The following is a 16,682-nucleotide window of genomic DNA, read 5'->3' as shown; positions in this document are numbered from 1 at the left end:
GACGATCAGGCGGCATATGCCGTCTGCAGCGCCAATTCCCGAATGAAGCTTCGCAGCGAACGCGGCTCGCGGCCAAGCACGGCACGCAACGTCAGGCTGTTCCCGCCGAGGCCGTATTTGGCGTAGTGGCTGTGTACTTTGGCCAGCATCTGCAACTGCCGGTCCGTATAGGGAAGGCGGGCCTTCGCCGCCCAGTCCTGAAATGTCGGCTCGCCCGCCGAAACCGGCCGGCCAAGCGCTTCGCTCATCATGGCGACGACCTCTTCGCGGCTGTGCATACCGTCGGCGCACAGCTCGAGGGTCGCATAGGACAAACGCGCTTCGGTCAGTGCGATTGCCGCAACTTCAGCCACATCGCGATAGTCGACGCGGGCGAGCTTCGCCGTCCTTGGAAACGGCTCGGCGAAAACGCCGTGCTCGACGACGGACGGCCAGGCCGCCGCGATATTTTGCATGAAATTGGCCGGGTGCAGAATGGTGTACTCCATGTTCGTCGAATAGAGGGCAGCTTCAACGGGTACCTTGCTTGCATGGTTTTCCAGCCTCGTATTGGTCGGCTGGATCACCGACGAAAAGACGAACTTTCGAACGCCTGCTCGCGCCGCCGCCTCAACCATGGCAACCCCCATGGCGGCTTCGTCGGGAGCAAAGGCCGGTCCGATGTGAAAGACACCGTCGACACCTTCCACGGCCTGCTCAAGGCTCCGATGGTCGCGCAGATCTCCGATCGCGATCTCGGATGCACCGGCTTTCTGGGCTTTTTCGGCACTCGCGGCGTCACGAACAAGCGCCCGAATCCTGGCATTGCGGCGGACGAGTTCAGGCACCACCAAACCGGCAACGCGGCCTGCGGCGCCTACGATCAGGACCGTTGGACTGGGTGTTCGCATGACGATCTCCTTCCCTCAAGTCTGCCTTTCGGCCTATGCAGGGAAGATAAAATCTAGCGAACTGCGTTACAATTGATCGATTTTGCGATAGTTTCTCCCGATTTTCGGGAGAAAGGAGCGATGAGCCGGATAGATGATTTCGAAGCCTTCATTGCCATTGTCGAGCACGGCAGCCTGACGGCTGCCGCACGCCGGCTGAACCGCTCACTGCAGTCGGTCAGTCGGTCCTTGGCGACATTGGAGGAATCCATCGGGGTCGAGCTTCTGCACAGGACGACACGCCGCTCGACGCCGAGCGAAGCCGGAGCGGCTTTTTTCCAGCGCATCAAACCCGCCGTCGAGGAAATTAACGAAGCCAGGCTTCAGGCGGCCAACCGACGGTCGGAGCCGTCGGGCATCCTGCGTGTGAGTGCCCCGGTTCTGTTCGGCCCGGATTTCCTGATGCCGGTCATCGCCGACTGTATGCGGACATATCCCCGCGTCGAGGTTGACCTCCAGCTTTCCGATGAATTTGTCGATCTTGATGCCGAGGGTCTCGATTTGGCGGTCCGGATCGGCAATTTGCCGGATTCCAATTTACGTGCGAAGCGGCTGGGGGCGTTGCGGCGCGTCGTGTTCGGCGCACCTGCCTACTTCCAGCAACGCGGCCGACCGGCCCATCCGCTTGAATTGCGTGAGCACGATTGCATCGTACGAACTGTCGACGGCCGCCCGGGCGAATGGATGTTTCAGATTGAAGGCAAGCCCCGGTCGGTGAAGGTCGCGGGCACTTTCCGGTCGAATTTGATGATATCCATCTATGCAGCCGCGGTTCACGGATTGGGTCTGGGCTACTCGCCGCTTTGGCAGATAAAACACCTGGTGGACGACGGCCGCCTGGAACTGGTTCTGACCGAATTCGAGCCTGTGCCGGTGCCGATACACGCCGTGTGGCCGGAAGGCAGATCATCCTCCGCCAAAGTTCGCGCTTTTCTGGACCTGCTGGCATCCCGCCTGGAGCTCAAGAACCTTTAGGGCGCAAAACTAATCTGAGCGCCGATCTTACCTCATCGACATCAAGTTCGTGATCAGAACTGCCTTGGCGGCGTTGACCACGGGTTGATGGACCTCCGAATGACCGATGTCATTCAGCTGATCGGTCGTCAAATTTGCCAATGCCCTGCGTCTTGCGACGGTCCGCCGCCACCCCGTGAAGGCAGTGATCATCATTGCTGCGCTTTTCAGGCCAGACCCAAGCCAGCGGCGTTTGGACGCGCTGCTGCCGGCGCGAGTTCCCGTGTGAGCCATTTCTTAGTCTCCCGTTTCGAGTTTGCGGGTGGGAGCGTGCCACGCAGGTGTTTTCGGGCTGTTCGGCTGTGCGTGAACAATTGGGAGGAGTCCGACGATCCGCCGTTAAATCGGTGTTAAATCAATCTACCGAGATGCTATTCTGTCGCTGCGGTCAAAGTCTGGAGACGATTTGTGCGCATCCGGTTGCTTGGTGGCCTGGAGGTTACTTCCCCGGAGCACCGGCCCGTCCGGTTCGCCACACGCAAGACTTCGCTTCTTTTTGCTGCTCTGGTTCTCGCAGGCCGCCGCGGCCATCGTCGCGAGCAGCTTTCCGAAGCCTTTTGGCCGGGGCGAAGCAATGGGCAAGCCCGCAATAGTCTGCGGCAAGCGCTTGTCGACATCAGGCGCTCGTTCCCGGCCAGCTTGGATGCCACCGTCTACATCGATGGGGATCAGGAGACCGTCGTGCTGATTGCCGGTCCGGATGAGGCGGACATCTCGGTGTTCGACCGGAAATTAGAGGAGGGCCGGACCACCGATCTCGCCTTCGCAGCCGATCTCTATCGCGGTGAGCTGCTTGCCGGGCAAACGATTCCTGACGAACTGGACGAGTGGTTTGGACCGTATCTGAGCAAGTATCAGCGCAAGGCGCTGCAGTTGGTCGATCGGCTGAGCCTGGCGCTGCCCGCACCCGGCTCAGCGGAAGAGACGGCCTGCGAAGGGCTCGCGGAGAGATTGCTCGCCTCGGATCCGACGGCGGAGGCAGCCCATCGGGCGCTTATCCGCATCCACGCTCATCGAGGTCACGAAAACGCGGCCTTGCGCCAGGTCGAGCTGTGTCGGGCAGCTTTAAAAAAACATCTGAATGCGGACCCAGAGGAGCAGACAAGCTCACTTGCGGCTTCCCTGCAGTCCCGTGAAAGAACTGAACGTCAGCGGCCTGAGCCAAGCTCTGCCGCCGCATCACTGGCGCAGGTTCTGGCGGCCCCGACGAGGCGCGACGACCAGCCGTCGATTGCGGTGCTGCCGTTTCAGAATCTAAGCGGTGATGTGGAGCAGGAATATTTCGCCGACGGCATGGTGGAAGACATTGTCACCGCCTTGGCTCACTTTCGTCACCTGTTCGTGGTCGCACGGAATTCGAGCTTCACCTACAGGGGACGGTCCATAGACATAAAGCAGGTCGGGCGTGAGCTGGGCGTGCGCTATGTGGTCGAGGGAAGTGTTCGCCGGGCGGGCGACCGCCTGCGCATCGCCGGGCAGCTCATCGACACCTCGACGGGGGCCTATCTCTGGGCCGACCGTTTTGATGGAACGCTCGCCGAAGTTTTCAGTCTGCAGGACCAGGTCGCCTCGAGCATCGTCGGCGCAATCACACCGAAAATGGAGGAGGCTGAGATCGAGCGTGCCAAACGCAAACCGACAGAAAGCCTCGATGCTTATGACTACTATCTCCGCGGGCTGGCGGCCTTTGACCGAACGATCACTAGTAGATCGGCGATTGACGACGCCTTGCGCCTCTTCATGAAGGCGATCGACCGTGACCCGGAGTTCGCGATAGCCCATGCGCGGGCGGCGCGGTGCTACGCTACCCGAAAAAGCAACGGCTGGATGGTCGACCGTGCAGAAGAGATTGCCGAAGCTACTCGACTGGCCAGGAGAGCGGTCGAACTCGGAAGGGACGATGCAATTGCGCTTTCCTACGGTGGATACGTCCTCGGCTACGTAGGCGGCGACCTTGATGATAGTGCGGCTTGCATCGATCGCGCGCTCGCTCTCAACCCGAACTTGGCCGCTGCTTTGGGCGTCAGCAGCTGGGTGAGGGCTTGCTTGGGCGAGCCAGGCAAGGCCATCGAGCACGCCGCGCTTGCCATGCGCCTAAGCCCATTGGATCCACGCCTGTTCGCTTGGCAGTTCAACACCGGGCTCGCTCATTTTTGTGCAGGCCACTACGATGACGCCGTCGCTTGGGCGGGAAAGTCGCTGCGGCACCAGCCGAACTACGTGAGCGCGATGCGTGTAGTGGCGGCGGGTCATGCCCTTGCGGGGCGCCTAACGGAAGCGCAGCAAATGATGGCCCGGCTTTGCGAGTTCGATCCCTCGCTGCGGCTTTCGAATCTCGCCGAGGTGCTGCCGCCGTTTTATCGACCGGACGATCGCAGCAGATATATCGAAGGCCTTCGCAAGGCGGGCCTGCCGGACTAACCCCATCTCAGCGCGAAGCGAGGCTGTCTTATGCAGGTTTCGGTGCTTCGCGCGTCCGCAGGACGCACAAGCGCTGCAGCATCAGACCTTGGCGACGATCCGCATGAAGGCCGGCATGTCGTCGCCGAAGCCGACGGTCGCGTCATTGTCTTCCTGTCGCTGGCGGGCAGGGCGCTCGCGCTGCGGCCTGGTGTCGCCGCGTTCGGGCGCGCGCCTTTCGTTGCGATCCGGCGAAGCCTTCCGTTCAGGTGAAGCCTGGCGTTCGCTGTTTTCCGACCGGATCGCCTCTTTGCGGGTACGCCGCTCGTCGATGTCGGCGACGGTGGCTTCGGCCACGACTGGCTGTTCCTCGCTAACCGCTTCCGGCGCCGCTTCCTCGCTGCGCTTGACGTGGCGTTCACGCGGTTTGCGCTCGCCCCTGTCCTTGGCGTCGGCGTCGTCCTTGCGGCCGGCACGGCGTGGCGCACCGCGGCCACGGCGCGGGGCCTCATCCTCGCCGCCTTCGCTGGCAACGACCGTCGACAAATCGCCGTCATGCCACTCGATCTTCGTGCCGATCAGCCGCTCGATGGCGTCGATGTATTTGGTGTCCGACTTGGTCGCGATGGTGAAGGATTTGCCCGAGCGCCCGGCGCGGCCGGTACGGCCGATGCGGTGGACGTAATCCTCCGCGTGGATCGGCACGTCGTAATTGAAGACATGGCTGACATCGGGAATGTCGAGGCCGCGCGCCGCGACATCCGAAGCAACGAGGTAGCGCAGCTTGCCGTCACGGAAATTGGCAAGCATCTGCATGCGCGCGCGCTGGTCCATGTCGCCATGCAGGGCGCCGGCGTCGAAATCATATTTCAGCAGCGAGCGGAACAGCTCCGATACCTCGATCTTGCGGTTGCAGAAGATGATGGCGTTCTTCAGCTCGGCATCCTCGGCTTTCATCAAATTGCGCAGCGTCTCGCGCTTGTCCCACGGCTTTGGCCCGGATTTCACCAGCCGCTGGATAATGTTGGTGGCGGCCGATGCTGCCTTCGACACTTCGACGCGCACCGGCGCGTGCAGGAATTTCTCGGTGAGCTTGGTGATTTCCGGCGGCATCGTCGCCGAGAAGAACAGCGTCTGCCTGGTGAACGGGATCATCTCGCAGATACGCTCGATGTCGGGGATGAAGCCCATGTCGAGCATGCGGTCGGCCTCGTCGATGACGAGGATCTCGACACCATTGAGCAGGAGCTTGCCGCGCTCGCGATGGTCGAGCAGGCGGCCGGGAGTCGCGATCAGCACATCGGCGCCGCGCTCGAGCTTCTTGTCCTGCTCGTCGAAGGACACGCCGCCGATCAGCAGTGCGATGTTGAGCTTGTGGTTCTTGCCGTATTTGACGAAGTTTTCCTCGACCTGCGCGGCGAGCTCGCGCGTCGGCTCGAGGATCAGCGTGCGCGGCATGCGGGCGCGGGCGCGGCCCTTTTCCAGCCGGGTGAGCATCGGCAGGACGAAGGACGCCGTCTTGCCGGTGCCGGTCTGGGCTATGCCCAGCACGTCCTTGCCGAGCAAGGCGTGAGGGATGGCGCCAGCCTGGATCGGCGTCGGCTCGGTGTAGCCGGCATCGGTAACTGCGGAAAGGACCTTCGGCGACAGGCCAAGGTCTGCAAAGGTCAACGCTTCTTGAGCGATCTGGGTGTCTGAGGACAAGTTTGGCTGTCTTTGGCTGGTTCGGGGGCGCAACATATGCAGTCGCGGCAAGCGCCGCGCGCCTGCAAGATTGGTATTGCAGGTAGGCGCAAGCCCACGATTTGTCAACACAAACGGGCGGCATTGGCGCGATTGTGAAGTCGTAACCTTAATCGCGATGCTTAATTTGCGCAGTGGCCGCTGCGCCGGCTCAATACCTGAACTGTTCGGCGAGAATGCGCTCGTTCCACGAATGGTTGGGATCGAACAGCAGCGTCGCCGTTGCCGTCGGCGATTCCCTCACCGTGACCGTCGTCACCGCCTTGACCTCGGTGTGGTCGGCGGCGGCATTCACCGGCCGCTTTTCCGGCTCCAGAATGTCGAAACGCACGATCGCCTTGTTGGAGAGCAGCGCGCCGCGCCAGCGGCGCGGACGAAACGGGCTGACCGGGGTCAGCGCCAGCAGCGGAGCGTCGAGCGGCAGGATCGGCCCGTGCGCCGACAGATTATATGCGGTCGAGCCGGCCGGCGTCGCAATCATCACGCCGTCGCAGTGCAATTCCTCCAGCCGCTCCTGCCCATCCACGGTGATGCGGATCTTGGCCGTCTGGTACGACTGGCGCCAAAGCGCGACCTCGTTGATCGCGAGCGCCGAAATCGTCTCGCCTTCGGCCGTCACCGCCTGCATCTCCAGCGGACGGATCGTTTCGGCAACGGCCGCCGCGATGCGCCCGGTCAAGCCGCTGGCGCGGTATTCGTTCATCAGGAAACCGATGGTGCCACGGTTCATGCCGTAGACCTTCTTTCCCGTGCTCATCGTCTCACGCAGGGTCTGCAGCAGAAAGCCGTCGCCGCCGAGCGCCACGACGATCCCGGCTTCTTCGACGGATGCCTGGCCGTAGCGTGCCGAAAGGCTTTCCAACGCCGCATTGGCGTCGGCGGTACCGGATGAGACGAAGGCGAAACGGCTGGCGGTTTTGCTCATGGCTCTCAACGACAACCGATTGGGACGACCGCCTGGCGACCGATTGGCGGCGACCGGTTGCTGGGCCGCGCCAGCGCCGGGTTAGCATGGGTGGGCATTTCTGCAAAGGGAGGGAGATGCCTGCAGATGGCGACCAAACAAGCCGCACTCGCGCATCATGTCGGAGGACAAAATGATGTGATGGTTAAGACTCGCCTTAAACTCTCGTAAAGCCATATCGATCATGTTAGCCGGCAGCGGACGGGCGGCGTGGGGGCTAACCAGTCGAGGCCGATCTATTGCCGCTGGCACGCTTGATTATTGTCTTCCTGATGCTGGCAAGTTTTGCCCTGGCTTTCGCGGAACTGGTGCGCCAGTCGGAGGAAAAGAGCTTTAGACCCGAGCCCACGGCCTCACGCTGCGGCGACGCGGCGGGGACACCCTGTCCGCAAAGGGCGCTTTAACGCCACAGCGCCAGTGCTTATCGGGCTTGCAACAGATGGCAGCCGGCCTGGCGCTTTTGCGCGAGATACTCGTCGACAAGCTGGCGATAGCGGACTTTGCCGAAGCTCGGGAAATGGCCGCCGTGCACGACCGAGACATCGAGATCGCGCATGCGCAGCAGCGTTTCGACATAATCGTCGATATCGGAGTGATAGACGTCGTCGATCAGCGGGCCGTCATAGATGATGTCGCCGGAAAACAGGATGCCCGTCCTGTTTTCGTAGAGCGCAATGCCGCCGGGTGAATGGCCGGGCGTGTGGATGACCTCGAAGGCACGGTCGCCGAGATCGACGATGTCGCCTTGCTCGAGCAACCAGCCGGCTGGTGCGGGCAGGATCTGGTAGCGCTTCGTGTCCCAACCTTGCGGCATGCCGTCGAACATCTCGTCAGTGGCATAGCGGTCGGCAACCGTCCATTCGTTGCGTGGATCGGCGAGGATTTCGGCCTCGGCCGGGTGCACGCAGCGGTCGGGAAATTCGTGATGGCAGCCGATATGATCGAAATGCGTGTGGCTGGCCACGCAGGTGAGCTTGCGCTCCGTGACCAGCGGCACGTGGCGGCGCAGGCTGAAATGCCCGAGGCCGGTGTCGAACAGAAGATCGCGGTCGCGGCCGCGCACATGCCAGATGTTGCAGCGGAAGAACGGCTTGATCCACGGCTCGTGGATCAGCGTCACGCCATCGCCCATGCGGATAGTTTCGTACCAGTCAGGAGCGTCGATGATTGGAAGCGTGCTCATGTTTGGTCCGCAAGCAGGATGATGTCGCCAGCATCGCACGATACCGCGACCACGTCGCCCGGCTGGACGGCCGATGCCGAGGGAACCTTGGCGATGAAGTGCAGCGCCGGGTCGGTCGTGGAGGTCCCCAGCACACGCTTGAAGCTGCCCTGGAAGACGACGTCGCTGACCTTGGCCGTACCGAGCGCCACAGCACCGCCGGCAGCGCCGAGGACAAGATGCTCCGGGCGGACGGCCAGCGCAACGGTCGAGCCGACCGGCAATGTGCCGGGCAGCGAGAGCGGCCCAAGCTTCGTGGTGACGGTGATTTTGGCGCTCTTTGCCTCGGTCACCGTTCCCGATAACAGCGTGCTTTCGCCCATGAAGGTCGCGGAAAAGCGCGTCGCCGGCCGTGCATAGACGCGCTCGGGTGGCCCTTCGTCCTCGATGCGCCCGTCATTCATCACCACGCAATGATCGGCCAGCGCCATCGCCTCTTCCTGGTCGTGGGTGACGTGGATGAAGGCGGTGCCGACGCGTTTCTGGATCGCCTTCAATTCATCCTGCATCTGCCGGCGCAATTTCAGGTCGAGCGCGCCGAGCGGCTCGTCGAGCAGGAGCACCGCCGGCTCGACCACCAGGGCGCGCGCCAGCGCCACGCGCTGCCGCTGACCGCCGGAAAGCTGGTGCGGCTTCTTGTCGAAGGCAGTGGCGAGCCCGACCAGCGCCAGCGCCTCGCGTGCCCTTGCTGCCCGGGTTGCGCCATCGACACCCCGCATGCGCAGGCCGAAGCCGACATTGCTGCCGACGCTCATATGCGGAAACAGCGCATAATCCTGGAACACGGTCGTCGTCGGCCGCTTCGCCGGTGGCACGGCAGTGCAGTCCTCGCCGCGGATCAGCACCTTGCCCTCGCTCGGCGTGACGAAGCCGCCGAGGATGGACAAAAGCGTCGTCTTGCCGGAGCCGGACGGCCCGAGCAGGATCGTGTAGCTGCCCGCCTCGATCGTCAGCGAGACGTTCTTCAGCACGGTATGCTGGCCGAAGCGATGCGAGACGGAGCTTATATCGACCAGTGGCGCGGTCATGCCGGCTTCCTCCGCAACAGCATCAGCTCGAACAATACCACCAGCACGATGGAGACGGCGAAGACCAGCGAGCCGACGGCGTTGGTCTTGGGATTGAGACCGGACCGGAGCAGGTTCCAGATCTCGACCGGCAGCGTCGTATCGAAGCGCGTCAACAGGAACGAAATGACGAATTCGTCCCAGGAGAAGGTCATCGACAGAAAGAAACCGGCGAAGATGGCCGGCGCCATGACAGGCACGGTGATCAGCAGCAGCACCTTCCATTCGGGGGCGCCGAGGTCGCGCGCGGCGCGCTCGATATTGATCTGGTGGTCGCCCATCTGGCTGTAGACGATGGCAAAGCAGAGCGGCAGGTTGATCACGACATGGCCGATGCCGGCGGCAATGAGCGACTTCGGCACGCCGGCCCAGTTGAACAGCACCAGCAGCCCCATGCCGATGATGAGATAGCTGACGGTCAGGGGCAAGGTGATCAGCCCGCGCATCAGGCCCGAGCCCGGCAAGGCGAAGCGCGCAAAACCCCAGGCGGAGAGAAAGCCAAGCGTGACGGCGGCAGCCGAGGAGACGACCGCCACCAGCAGCGAATTGACCAGAGCCGAAGTCAGCCGCGTGTCGGCGAGCACGGCCTCGTACCAGCGCAGCGAGGGCCCGGTGAAGGGCGGGATCGGAAACGAGGTTGCCTGCAGCGAAAACAGCACCAGAACGACGACCGGCAAGAAGATGAAGCCGTAGATGGCGAGGGCGTAAAGGCCGGAGACAAGGCGGATGAGAGCGCGCATGGTCAGGCCCGCTCGATCTTCAGCCAGCGGGCGCAGGCGAGATAGGCAATGGTGACCACCGCCATCAGGATGATCGACAGCGCCGAGGCGAGCGGAAAGTCGCCGCGCCGGCCGATCTGCATCATGACAAGTTGCGGCATCAAAAGCTCATTGTTGCCGCCGAGGATCTGCGGCGTGATGTAGTCGCCGATGCATAGCACGAAGGTGAGGAAGGCGCCGACCATGATGCCAGGCAGCGTCAGCGGCAGAACGACATGCAGGAAAGTCCGCAGCGACCCGGCGCCGAGGTCGGCGGCGGCCTTGCGGTAGCTGGGGCTGAGCTGCTTCAGATTGGCGAAGATCGTCAGCGTCAACAGCATGACGAAGAAATGCACAAAGCCGGTGATTGTGGCCAGCCGAGTATTGGCGAGCTGCAGCGGTTCACTGAACAGGCCGGAGCCGGTCAACGCGCGGTTGACGACGCCGTTTTGCGCCAGCACCAGCAGCCACGAATAGGAGCGCACGACATAGGAGGTCCAGAAGGGCAGCACCGCCAGCATCAGCGCCAGCCGCTGCCAGCGCTCCGGCACCTGCTCGGCCAGGATCCAGGCAAAGGGATAGGCAAGCAGCACCGAGATCACGGTGACGATCGCTGTGACCTGCAGCGAGTTCACCATCGCCTGCCAGTAGGACGGATTGGCAAAGAACTGGCTGTAGTTGGACAGCGTGAAGCCGCCGCCTTCATGTGCCGTCAGGCTGGATACCGCCATGGCGACGAAGGGCAGCACGAAGAACAGCAACGTCCAGCCGAGCGCCGGCGCGACCAGCGCCCAGGGCAGGGCACGCCCGCTGTTGACGGCGTTCACGACCGGCAGCCGGTCATTGCGCCTGCAGCATTTCGGTCCAGACGTCCTGCATCTTCTTGTCGAGATCCGCGTTCGGCGCCGGATAGGACTGGGCGCGGGCGAGGAATTCCGGCTGCTCGTCGAAGCGCAGGATATTCTTCTGCTCGTCGCTCAACGCCGCCTTGCTGCTGGCCGGCATGCCCCAATAGCAGGACGAGGTGGCGAGCCGCGCCTGGCCTTCGGGGCTCATAATGTACTGGATGAATTTAAGCGCCAGCTCCTTGTTCTTGGAATCCTTGAACATTGCCAGCGACTGCGACCACAGCACGGCGCCTTCCTTCGGGATAGAGAAGTCGAGGGCAGGGTTTTCCTTGGCCAGCCCCGCCGTCACCCATTCGCCGCCGCCGACCAGAATGTCGACCTCGCCGGTCGCCAGCGCCGTCTGGCTGGCGGTCACTTCGCCGACCAGCTTGGCGTTGGCCTTCATTTTGAGCAGCTCTTCCTTGATGGCGGGAAGGTCGGCTTCGGTCAGCTCGGCAGTCTTCTTGCCGATCGCCAGTGCGGCCATGCCGATGACAGGCAGGTAATAATCGTAGATGGCGATCTTGCCCTTGTATTTGTCGCCGGTCAGCGCGGCCATCGACTGCATGTCGGCCGGGTCGACCTTGGTCTTGTTGTAGCCGATCGTGTTGTAGCCGAACTTTTCGGTGATGCCGTAACGCTTGCCGTCGACGACGGTGGAGCTATCCATCTTCACCTGCGGAAAAAGGTCGACCAGCGGCAGCTTGTCTTCCGGTAGCGGCTCGAACAGGCCTTTTTCGACGCCGCGCGGTACGTCGATGCTGTCGATCACCATCACGTCCCAGTCGCCGGGCTGTGATTGATCGACGATGGCCAGGCCGGCGCCGGTGCCTTCGAACTCCTTGACATTGACCTTGACGCCGTTCGCCTCCTCGAACGGCTGCAACAGCGCCGGATCGGCGTGATCGCACCAGATCAGCGCGTTCAGGTCCTGCGCCTGAGCGAGGCTGCCAGCCGCCAGCAGCAGTGCTGCCGCGGCGCACGCGCCTTGGAGATGGCTCTTCAGAACGGAAAGCGGGTTCCTGGTAATTGGATTGGGGGTCTTCAGCTTGATGGGCATCGAGTGTTCTCCCTTGCCTTTTTGGCTTGTGGCAAAAAATTGAACCAATTCTAAAATTGAGTCAATTCTGTTTTTGTGGCAAACAGCCGCTATGAGCGGATTGCGGGCAAGGCAGAAGGCGGATCGGCACCGCCGCATCATCGAGGCGGCAGCGGACCTATTCCGCGATGCCGGTTATGAAGGCGCCAAGATCGAGACCATCGCGGCGCAGGCCGAAGTCTCGGTCGGCACGATCTACAATTACTACCAGAACAAGGGCGACATCCTCGGCGCCATCGTCTCGCTGGAGGTCAACGAGGTGCTGAATGCCGGGCGCGGCGTCGTCGCCAACCCGCCGGCCAATGTCGGCGACGCGCTGGATACGCTGCTCGGCATCTATATCGAACATTCGCTGCATTATCTCAGCAAGGAGATGTGGCGGCAGGCGATGGCGATCTCGACGCAGCTGCCCGACAGCCCGTTCGGCCAGGCCTATACCGCGCTCGACCGGGCATTGACCGAGCAAATCCGCGCGCTGATCGTCCGCCTGCAGGCGCTCGGCCTGGTGCGCCGCGACATCGACGGGCCGGCGCTCGGCGAACTCATCTTCAACAACATGAACATGATGTTCATCGAATTCGTGAAGCGCGAGGAGGCGAGGATTGCCGAACTGCGCACGGCGATACGCAGGCAGAACAGGATATTGGTGGCGGCGATCGGAGTGTAAGAAGATCAAGGGCGAGTAGGGCCTGCAACACAAATCGCCGCAGCCGGAGCATCGCCTAACGGTTGATCAGCCATAGAATGGCCGAGAGCACGATGCTGACCAGTATCCCCGTGGTGATAGGGACATAAAGCCTGAAGTTCTCACGCTCGATCACGATATCGCCGGGCAGCCTGCCAAGGCCGGTCCGGGCCAACCAAGGCCACAGCAGGCCTATGGCGACTATGCTGAGACCAACGACGATCAGAGTTCGCGACATGGCAGCATCCTGCCGGAAATAGCATCGTACCAGAAATATAGTGTTGACGGGTCTTGCAAGCAGCGCTTCCTTTCGATGTTGCCTCTTGAGTTGAGGTTGAAATCTGATACAACCTAAAAGGGTATCAAGGGAGGGATTGGATGCAGATTTCCATCTGGCATTGGGCTATAGTGCTGCTGCTGATCGGCGTGCCTGTTTTCTTTGCCGTTCGGTCAGCCGCAAAGCCATTACAGGATCCTTCGGCTCTCGTAGGTTTCGGAGGCTGGCTTATGCTGCTGGCGATCCTTCAGGCTTTCTCCCCGCTACGCACGCTCGTCTCATTGGGCTCATCGAGTGAAGGCTACCGACAGCTCATGACGCTCCCGAATGGCACTTTGGCGGTCTACGGCGAGGTTGCCCTCTTGCTGGCGTTTCTGGTGCTCCAGGTGATTGTGTTCGTTGCAATGCTCCGGCGGAGTTCCCGCTTCAAGCAGCTATTCCTGTATCAGTGGTTTGCAATACCAATCGTGTTTATTCTGGACGCGGTATGGATCTCAGCGGTTATGAGCGCTCCTGTGAGCTTGGTGCTTGCAGGGGATGCGCTGGTAATGCCCGCAGTTTCTTTTGTCCTGACCGGCATCTGGGTCGCCTACGTCTACAAGTCGGTCAGGGTGAGAAACACGTTCGACCGGGTCGCCATATCCGGTCATGTCGCGAGTGCTTCATAGAGCTTGCCGCGAGTCCTATGTATGGCTGCCGACAAAAATGCCGGGCGCCCAATATGGACCCGGATCATCCGGCTACTAGGCCTGCTCTAGCGAGGATTTCAGGAGCCGGCGTGACATGCCCGTGCGGCTTGCAGTAGTCCGGGTCGATCGCGCGATAGCCGAGCAGATGGCCGAGTGGCGCCAGGATCCCCAGCGCCACTCGCTGAATCGAAGGTGGCGGGTGCGTGAAGACGATCACGTCGGCAAATTCCCTGGCGATGACTGCTGCCTGAAGCGGCGAAGGTCTACCTTTTCTGTCTACCTTGCCGGCATTGGCCAGGCCGAAGAGCATGCCGATCAGCAGCTCGAAACGGTTCGGGTCGACATTGTCCGCACCTGGCGCCCGGTCGACTTCGACCAGGACATGCGCTTCTTCGGTTTTGCTGCTGTTCCACCAATCATGTGCGACGCCTGCTTCGACCGTGGCGGATTGGCCAGGCCCCAGGGACAAAGTGCTCCCGGCGATGCAAGCGTCGAGACGGCCACGGAGGACGGTAAACCGTTCCGTCAGATTCGGGTGGAAGTGCTCGCCCACCACTGCGGCTCCCGGCCGGGCGGTCAGATGAGCGATGCCAGGTCCCTGGCCGCGGTCTTCGGTACCACGCAGGATGACCGCATATTCGCCGGTCACCTTGTTCTCGTAGACATCTCCACAGCGTGACATGGATCGGCTCCGGAGTTTCAGAGCACCACTGCCCGGCAACTCTATCGTCAAAGGCTTGGTCGTTCAACGACGCTCCAACGGGCGATTGCGGAAACACCAGTTGCCGGCTCTTCGTCAACGCGGGCGATCAGCGCTCTACCGAACATGCTTAGGCGGCCGCGCTCGCGGAAACGGCACGACCGTCAGTGGCGCCTTGCGGAATTCCGCGATGGCTATTTCTTCAATCAGCGCGTCGAGGGCCTCGTTGACGCGTCGGCTCGTTTCATCCGCGCCGCAGAGGCGGTTTTGTGCGCACTCCAAAAGCTCGCGCGCCGCGGCGAAATCACTTCGCATGACAACACCCTTTGGTTTTTGGCCCGCCGCACCGACATTGTCGGCGCGCTTAATTGAGCGAGTGCTAATATACACAGGAGCAATTTAATCGAATGGTACGAGATGGCCGAGGCCGGGAGAGAGGGCCGAAATGACGGCTCTGCAACCGCGAAGTCACGCCCTGGCTCAGCGTCTCTAGATATGAGATGCTAACTCGTTGTCTGGCGACAGATTTTGCCAGCAATTTCACGGAAGTTTCTGGTGACCCGACGAGGACGGTCCCGACACGTACGCCCCTAATACGATCTTGGGCGGCTTATATATTCTCTGGCGGCGGCAATCTGGCGCCGGTGCTCGCGGAGGAAGGCTGCGCCGAAACAAATGGCGAAGGCCAGTACTGAAAGGCTTGTCGTTGCTCTTGATGTTGGATCGGGATCGGGACTTAGCAGGAAACGGAAACCGAACGCGAAGGCGAAGACGATAAATCCGCCAAATATGCCGTTGATGAAGGGGGCGGTCGTGCGTTTCTGCTCCAACGAAGACTCCTAGGTTTTCCGCTAGGGAACTATGGTTTCCGCTAGGGAATATATGCGTTGAAGCTGATGTGCTACCGATCCTGACGGCCCCGGCCTGTGGATATCGGGGATGAGCAGATATCAAGCGCCCCGGAGGTCTCAAGAAGCCCGTACTGGTGCCCCCGGACGGAATCGAACCGCCGACCTTCGGTTTACAAAACCGCTGCTCTACCAGCTGAGCTACAAGGGCACGGCGCTCCGGTTACCATATTTGCCGCGCCAGTAAAGACAAAACTCCGTTTTCGGCCGCCGCGAACGCGCCGGTTCTGCCGCCAAGGCGTCCTGAAAACGGCCAATTCGCTTCCTATATTGATCGAAGGTGCAATTGCATCAGCGAGGCAGTCGCATGATCAGGTTTGTCATCATTCTCCCGCTCGTCGTCGTGGCCTGGGTTCTCCTGGTGAAGCTCGTCAAGGACCTGAAGCACGCCAATATCGACTGGACCGGCGTCACCACCATCATCGGCTTCATCGCGCTCGCCTTCTGGCTTCGCCATATCACCGGCATGGGCTGAGGCCTGCCGGTTGTTCCGGTGAACTGTCGACGGCGCGACCGTTCGTGGTCGCGCATCAGACCGCGCGATTTCTCCCTTCGAAAAAAATCCAAAAGGACCTTCGAACCTTTTTCCTTGTTGCGACGACTGATGGTCAAGAGGCGGTTGGATCGCCTCCCACAACAAGGAGATCGTCATGTTCAAGCGCACCATCGTTTCCGGCCTCGTCGCCACCACTGTCGCCGCCGCCATGCTGGTCGGCACCGTTCAGCCGTCGGCCGCCCATCACAAGCACAAGCACCTCGGCATCGGCATTGCCGCAGGTGTCGGCGGCTTCCTGCTCGGCAGCGCGCTGGCCCAGCCGCGCACCGTCTATATCGAGGAAGGCGGCGGCTCGTGGCACGTCCGGCGCTGCCTCAATCGCTACCAGAGCTACGACCCGTACTCGGACACCTATGTCGGCTACGACGGCTATCGCCATCGCTGCTGGCTTTGAGGGCCACTATGCCAGCTTGGGAGGAGGTGACCGTTTCAGGCAACCGGAAGAAGGGGCACCCCACTGCCCCTTTTTCTGTGTGTCTGAGTGGCAGGGCAGAGGGGTTGTTCCTCCGACCTCTTAGGACCTGGGTTCCTCGCCCGCCGCGAAGCGGGGGAGAGGTGGCCGCCTACGGGTCTTGCCTTCGGCAAGCCCGAGGACAGGCTCCGCGGCCGGAGAGGGGGCCTTCGTAGGGCGCGGTCCCCTCTCCGTCGCGGCTTCGCCGCGCCACCTCTCCCCACTTCCGTCTAGGCGATTCACACATTTCGAAGCGCCCATCCATGGGCGATGGACAGGAAGTGCTGCAATCCGTGTCGGAAGGTGATGGGTCCTGGGGCTTTGGACTTTGGA

The 16,682-nt window shown here is 61.8% G+C and carries 18 protein-coding genes and 1 tRNA gene; 6 read left to right on the top strand and 13 right to left on the bottom strand.

The window, feature by feature from the left end; translation table 11 throughout:
• Window positions 1-5: 5 nt before the first annotated feature.
• Window positions 6-890 (bottom strand): NmrA/HSCARG family protein, encoded by an 885-nt coding sequence (locus NKI25_RS17455; RefSeq protein ID WP_023679920.1) that lies wholly within the window; start codon window positions 888-890, stop codon window positions 6-8.
• A gap of 72 nt (window positions 891-962) precedes the next feature.
• On the opposite strand from NKI25_RS17455, the gene NKI25_RS17450 reads away from it, so the two are divergent.
• Window positions 963-1,904, top strand: a complete 942-nt coding sequence (locus NKI25_RS17450; RefSeq protein WP_352570916.1) for a LysR family transcriptional regulator — start codon at window positions 963-965, stop codon at window positions 1,902-1,904.
• Window positions 1,905-2,351: 447 nt separating this feature from the next.
• Window positions 2,352-4,364, top strand: coding sequence for a BTAD domain-containing putative transcriptional regulator (locus NKI25_RS17445; protein ID WP_352570917.1), 2,013 nt, complete (start codon window positions 2,352-2,354; stop codon window positions 4,362-4,364).
• An 81-nt stretch (window positions 4,365-4,445) separates the two neighbouring features.
• Here NKI25_RS17445 and NKI25_RS17440 read toward each other — a convergent pair whose 3' ends face one another.
• From NKI25_RS17440 to NKI25_RS17410, 7 genes are all read right to left on the bottom strand, one after another.
• Complete coding sequence (locus NKI25_RS17440; protein ID WP_352570918.1) at window positions 4,446-6,047, bottom strand: DEAD/DEAH box helicase; 1,602 nt, start codon at window positions 6,045-6,047, stop codon at window positions 4,446-4,448.
• 190 nt (window positions 6,048-6,237) lie between these two features.
• Complete coding sequence (locus tag NKI25_RS17435; protein ID WP_023679915.1) at window positions 6,238-7,011, bottom strand: NAD kinase; 774 nt, start codon at window positions 7,009-7,011, stop codon at window positions 6,238-6,240.
• A 460-nt stretch (window positions 7,012-7,471) separates the two neighbouring features.
• Window positions 7,472-8,233, bottom strand: a complete 762-nt coding sequence (locus tag NKI25_RS17430) for an MBL fold metallo-hydrolase (RefSeq protein ID WP_023679914.1) — start codon at window positions 8,231-8,233, stop codon at window positions 7,472-7,474.
• Entirely contained in the window at window positions 8,230-9,300 is a 1,071-nt protein-coding gene (locus NKI25_RS17425) for an ABC transporter ATP-binding protein (RefSeq protein WP_352998856.1), read from the bottom strand. Before NKI25_RS17425 ends, NKI25_RS17430 begins: the two co-directional genes overlap by 4 nt.
• Window positions 9,297-10,079 carry an ABC transporter permease gene (locus tag NKI25_RS17420; protein ID WP_352755283.1) on the bottom strand — a complete coding sequence of 261 codons (783 nt, stop codon included), beginning with the start codon at window positions 10,077-10,079 and terminating at the stop codon, window positions 9,297-9,299. Before NKI25_RS17420 ends, NKI25_RS17425 begins: the two co-directional genes overlap by 4 nt.
• Before the next feature lie 2 nt (window positions 10,080-10,081).
• Window positions 10,082-10,924, bottom strand: a complete 843-nt coding sequence (locus NKI25_RS17415) for an ABC transporter permease (RefSeq protein ID WP_352724704.1) — start codon at window positions 10,922-10,924, stop codon at window positions 10,082-10,084.
• 13 nt (window positions 10,925-10,937) lie between these two features.
• The gene (locus tag NKI25_RS17410; protein ID WP_352724703.1) at window positions 10,938-12,044 is read right to left on the bottom strand and encodes a polyamine ABC transporter substrate-binding protein; all 1,107 of its coding nucleotides are present in this window, start codon (window positions 12,042-12,044) and stop codon (window positions 10,938-10,940) included.
• Between the two features lie 91 nt (window positions 12,045-12,135).
• On the opposite strand from NKI25_RS17410, the gene NKI25_RS17405 reads away from it, so the two are divergent.
• Window positions 12,136-12,750: a TetR/AcrR family transcriptional regulator gene (locus NKI25_RS17405; protein WP_352570924.1), complete on the top strand. Its 615-nt coding sequence runs from the start codon at window positions 12,136-12,138 to the stop codon at window positions 12,748-12,750.
• A gap of 55 nt (window positions 12,751-12,805) precedes the next feature.
• Here NKI25_RS17405 and NKI25_RS17400 read toward each other — a convergent pair whose 3' ends face one another.
• Complete coding sequence (locus NKI25_RS17400; protein ID WP_023679908.1) at window positions 12,806-13,006, bottom strand: DUF2905 domain-containing protein; 201 nt, start codon at window positions 13,004-13,006, stop codon at window positions 12,806-12,808.
• 140 nt (window positions 13,007-13,146) lie between these two features.
• On the opposite strand from NKI25_RS17400, the gene NKI25_RS17395 reads away from it, so the two are divergent.
• Complete coding sequence (locus tag NKI25_RS17395) at window positions 13,147-13,713, top strand: DUF2569 family protein (RefSeq protein ID WP_352570925.1); 567 nt, start codon at window positions 13,147-13,149, stop codon at window positions 13,711-13,713.
• A 64-nt stretch (window positions 13,714-13,777) separates the two neighbouring features.
• On the opposite strand, the gene NKI25_RS17390 is transcribed toward NKI25_RS17395, so the two are convergent.
• The 4 genes from NKI25_RS17390 to NKI25_RS17375 form a co-directional block, all read right to left on the bottom strand.
• Window positions 13,778-14,416: a cupin domain-containing protein gene (locus tag NKI25_RS17390; RefSeq protein ID WP_352570926.1), complete on the bottom strand. Its 639-nt coding sequence runs from the start codon at window positions 14,414-14,416 to the stop codon at window positions 13,778-13,780.
• Window positions 14,417-14,551: 135 nt separating this feature from the next.
• Complete coding sequence (locus NKI25_RS17385; protein WP_084641813.1) at window positions 14,552-14,749, bottom strand: hypothetical protein; 198 nt, start codon at window positions 14,747-14,749, stop codon at window positions 14,552-14,554.
• Between the two features lie 275 nt (window positions 14,750-15,024).
• The gene (locus NKI25_RS17380) at window positions 15,025-15,264 is read right to left on the bottom strand and encodes a hypothetical protein (RefSeq protein ID WP_156937488.1); all 240 of its coding nucleotides are present in this window, start codon (window positions 15,262-15,264) and stop codon (window positions 15,025-15,027) included.
• 153 nt (window positions 15,265-15,417) lie between these two features.
• Window positions 15,418-15,493, bottom strand: a tRNA-Thr gene (locus tag NKI25_RS17375).
• A gap of 156 nt (window positions 15,494-15,649) precedes the next feature.
• Between NKI25_RS17375 and NKI25_RS17370 the strand changes: the two genes are divergently transcribed.
• Together NKI25_RS17370 and NKI25_RS17365 are read left to right on the top strand one after the other, a co-directional pair.
• Complete coding sequence (locus NKI25_RS17370) at window positions 15,650-15,817, top strand: hypothetical protein (RefSeq protein WP_023680422.1); 168 nt, start codon at window positions 15,650-15,652, stop codon at window positions 15,815-15,817.
• Window positions 15,818-15,992: 175 nt separating this feature from the next.
• Window positions 15,993-16,292 (top strand): BA14K family protein, encoded by a 300-nt coding sequence (locus NKI25_RS17365; protein ID WP_023680423.1) that lies wholly within the window; start codon window positions 15,993-15,995, stop codon window positions 16,290-16,292.
• Window positions 16,293-16,682 lie beyond the last annotated feature (390 nt).

The sequence above is a fragment of the Mesorhizobium sp. M0808 genome (genome assembly GCF_040320025.1).
Taxonomy (GTDB): Bacteria; Pseudomonadota; Alphaproteobacteria; order Rhizobiales; family Rhizobiaceae; genus Mesorhizobium.
This window is presented reverse-complemented; position numbering and strand designations above follow the sequence as displayed.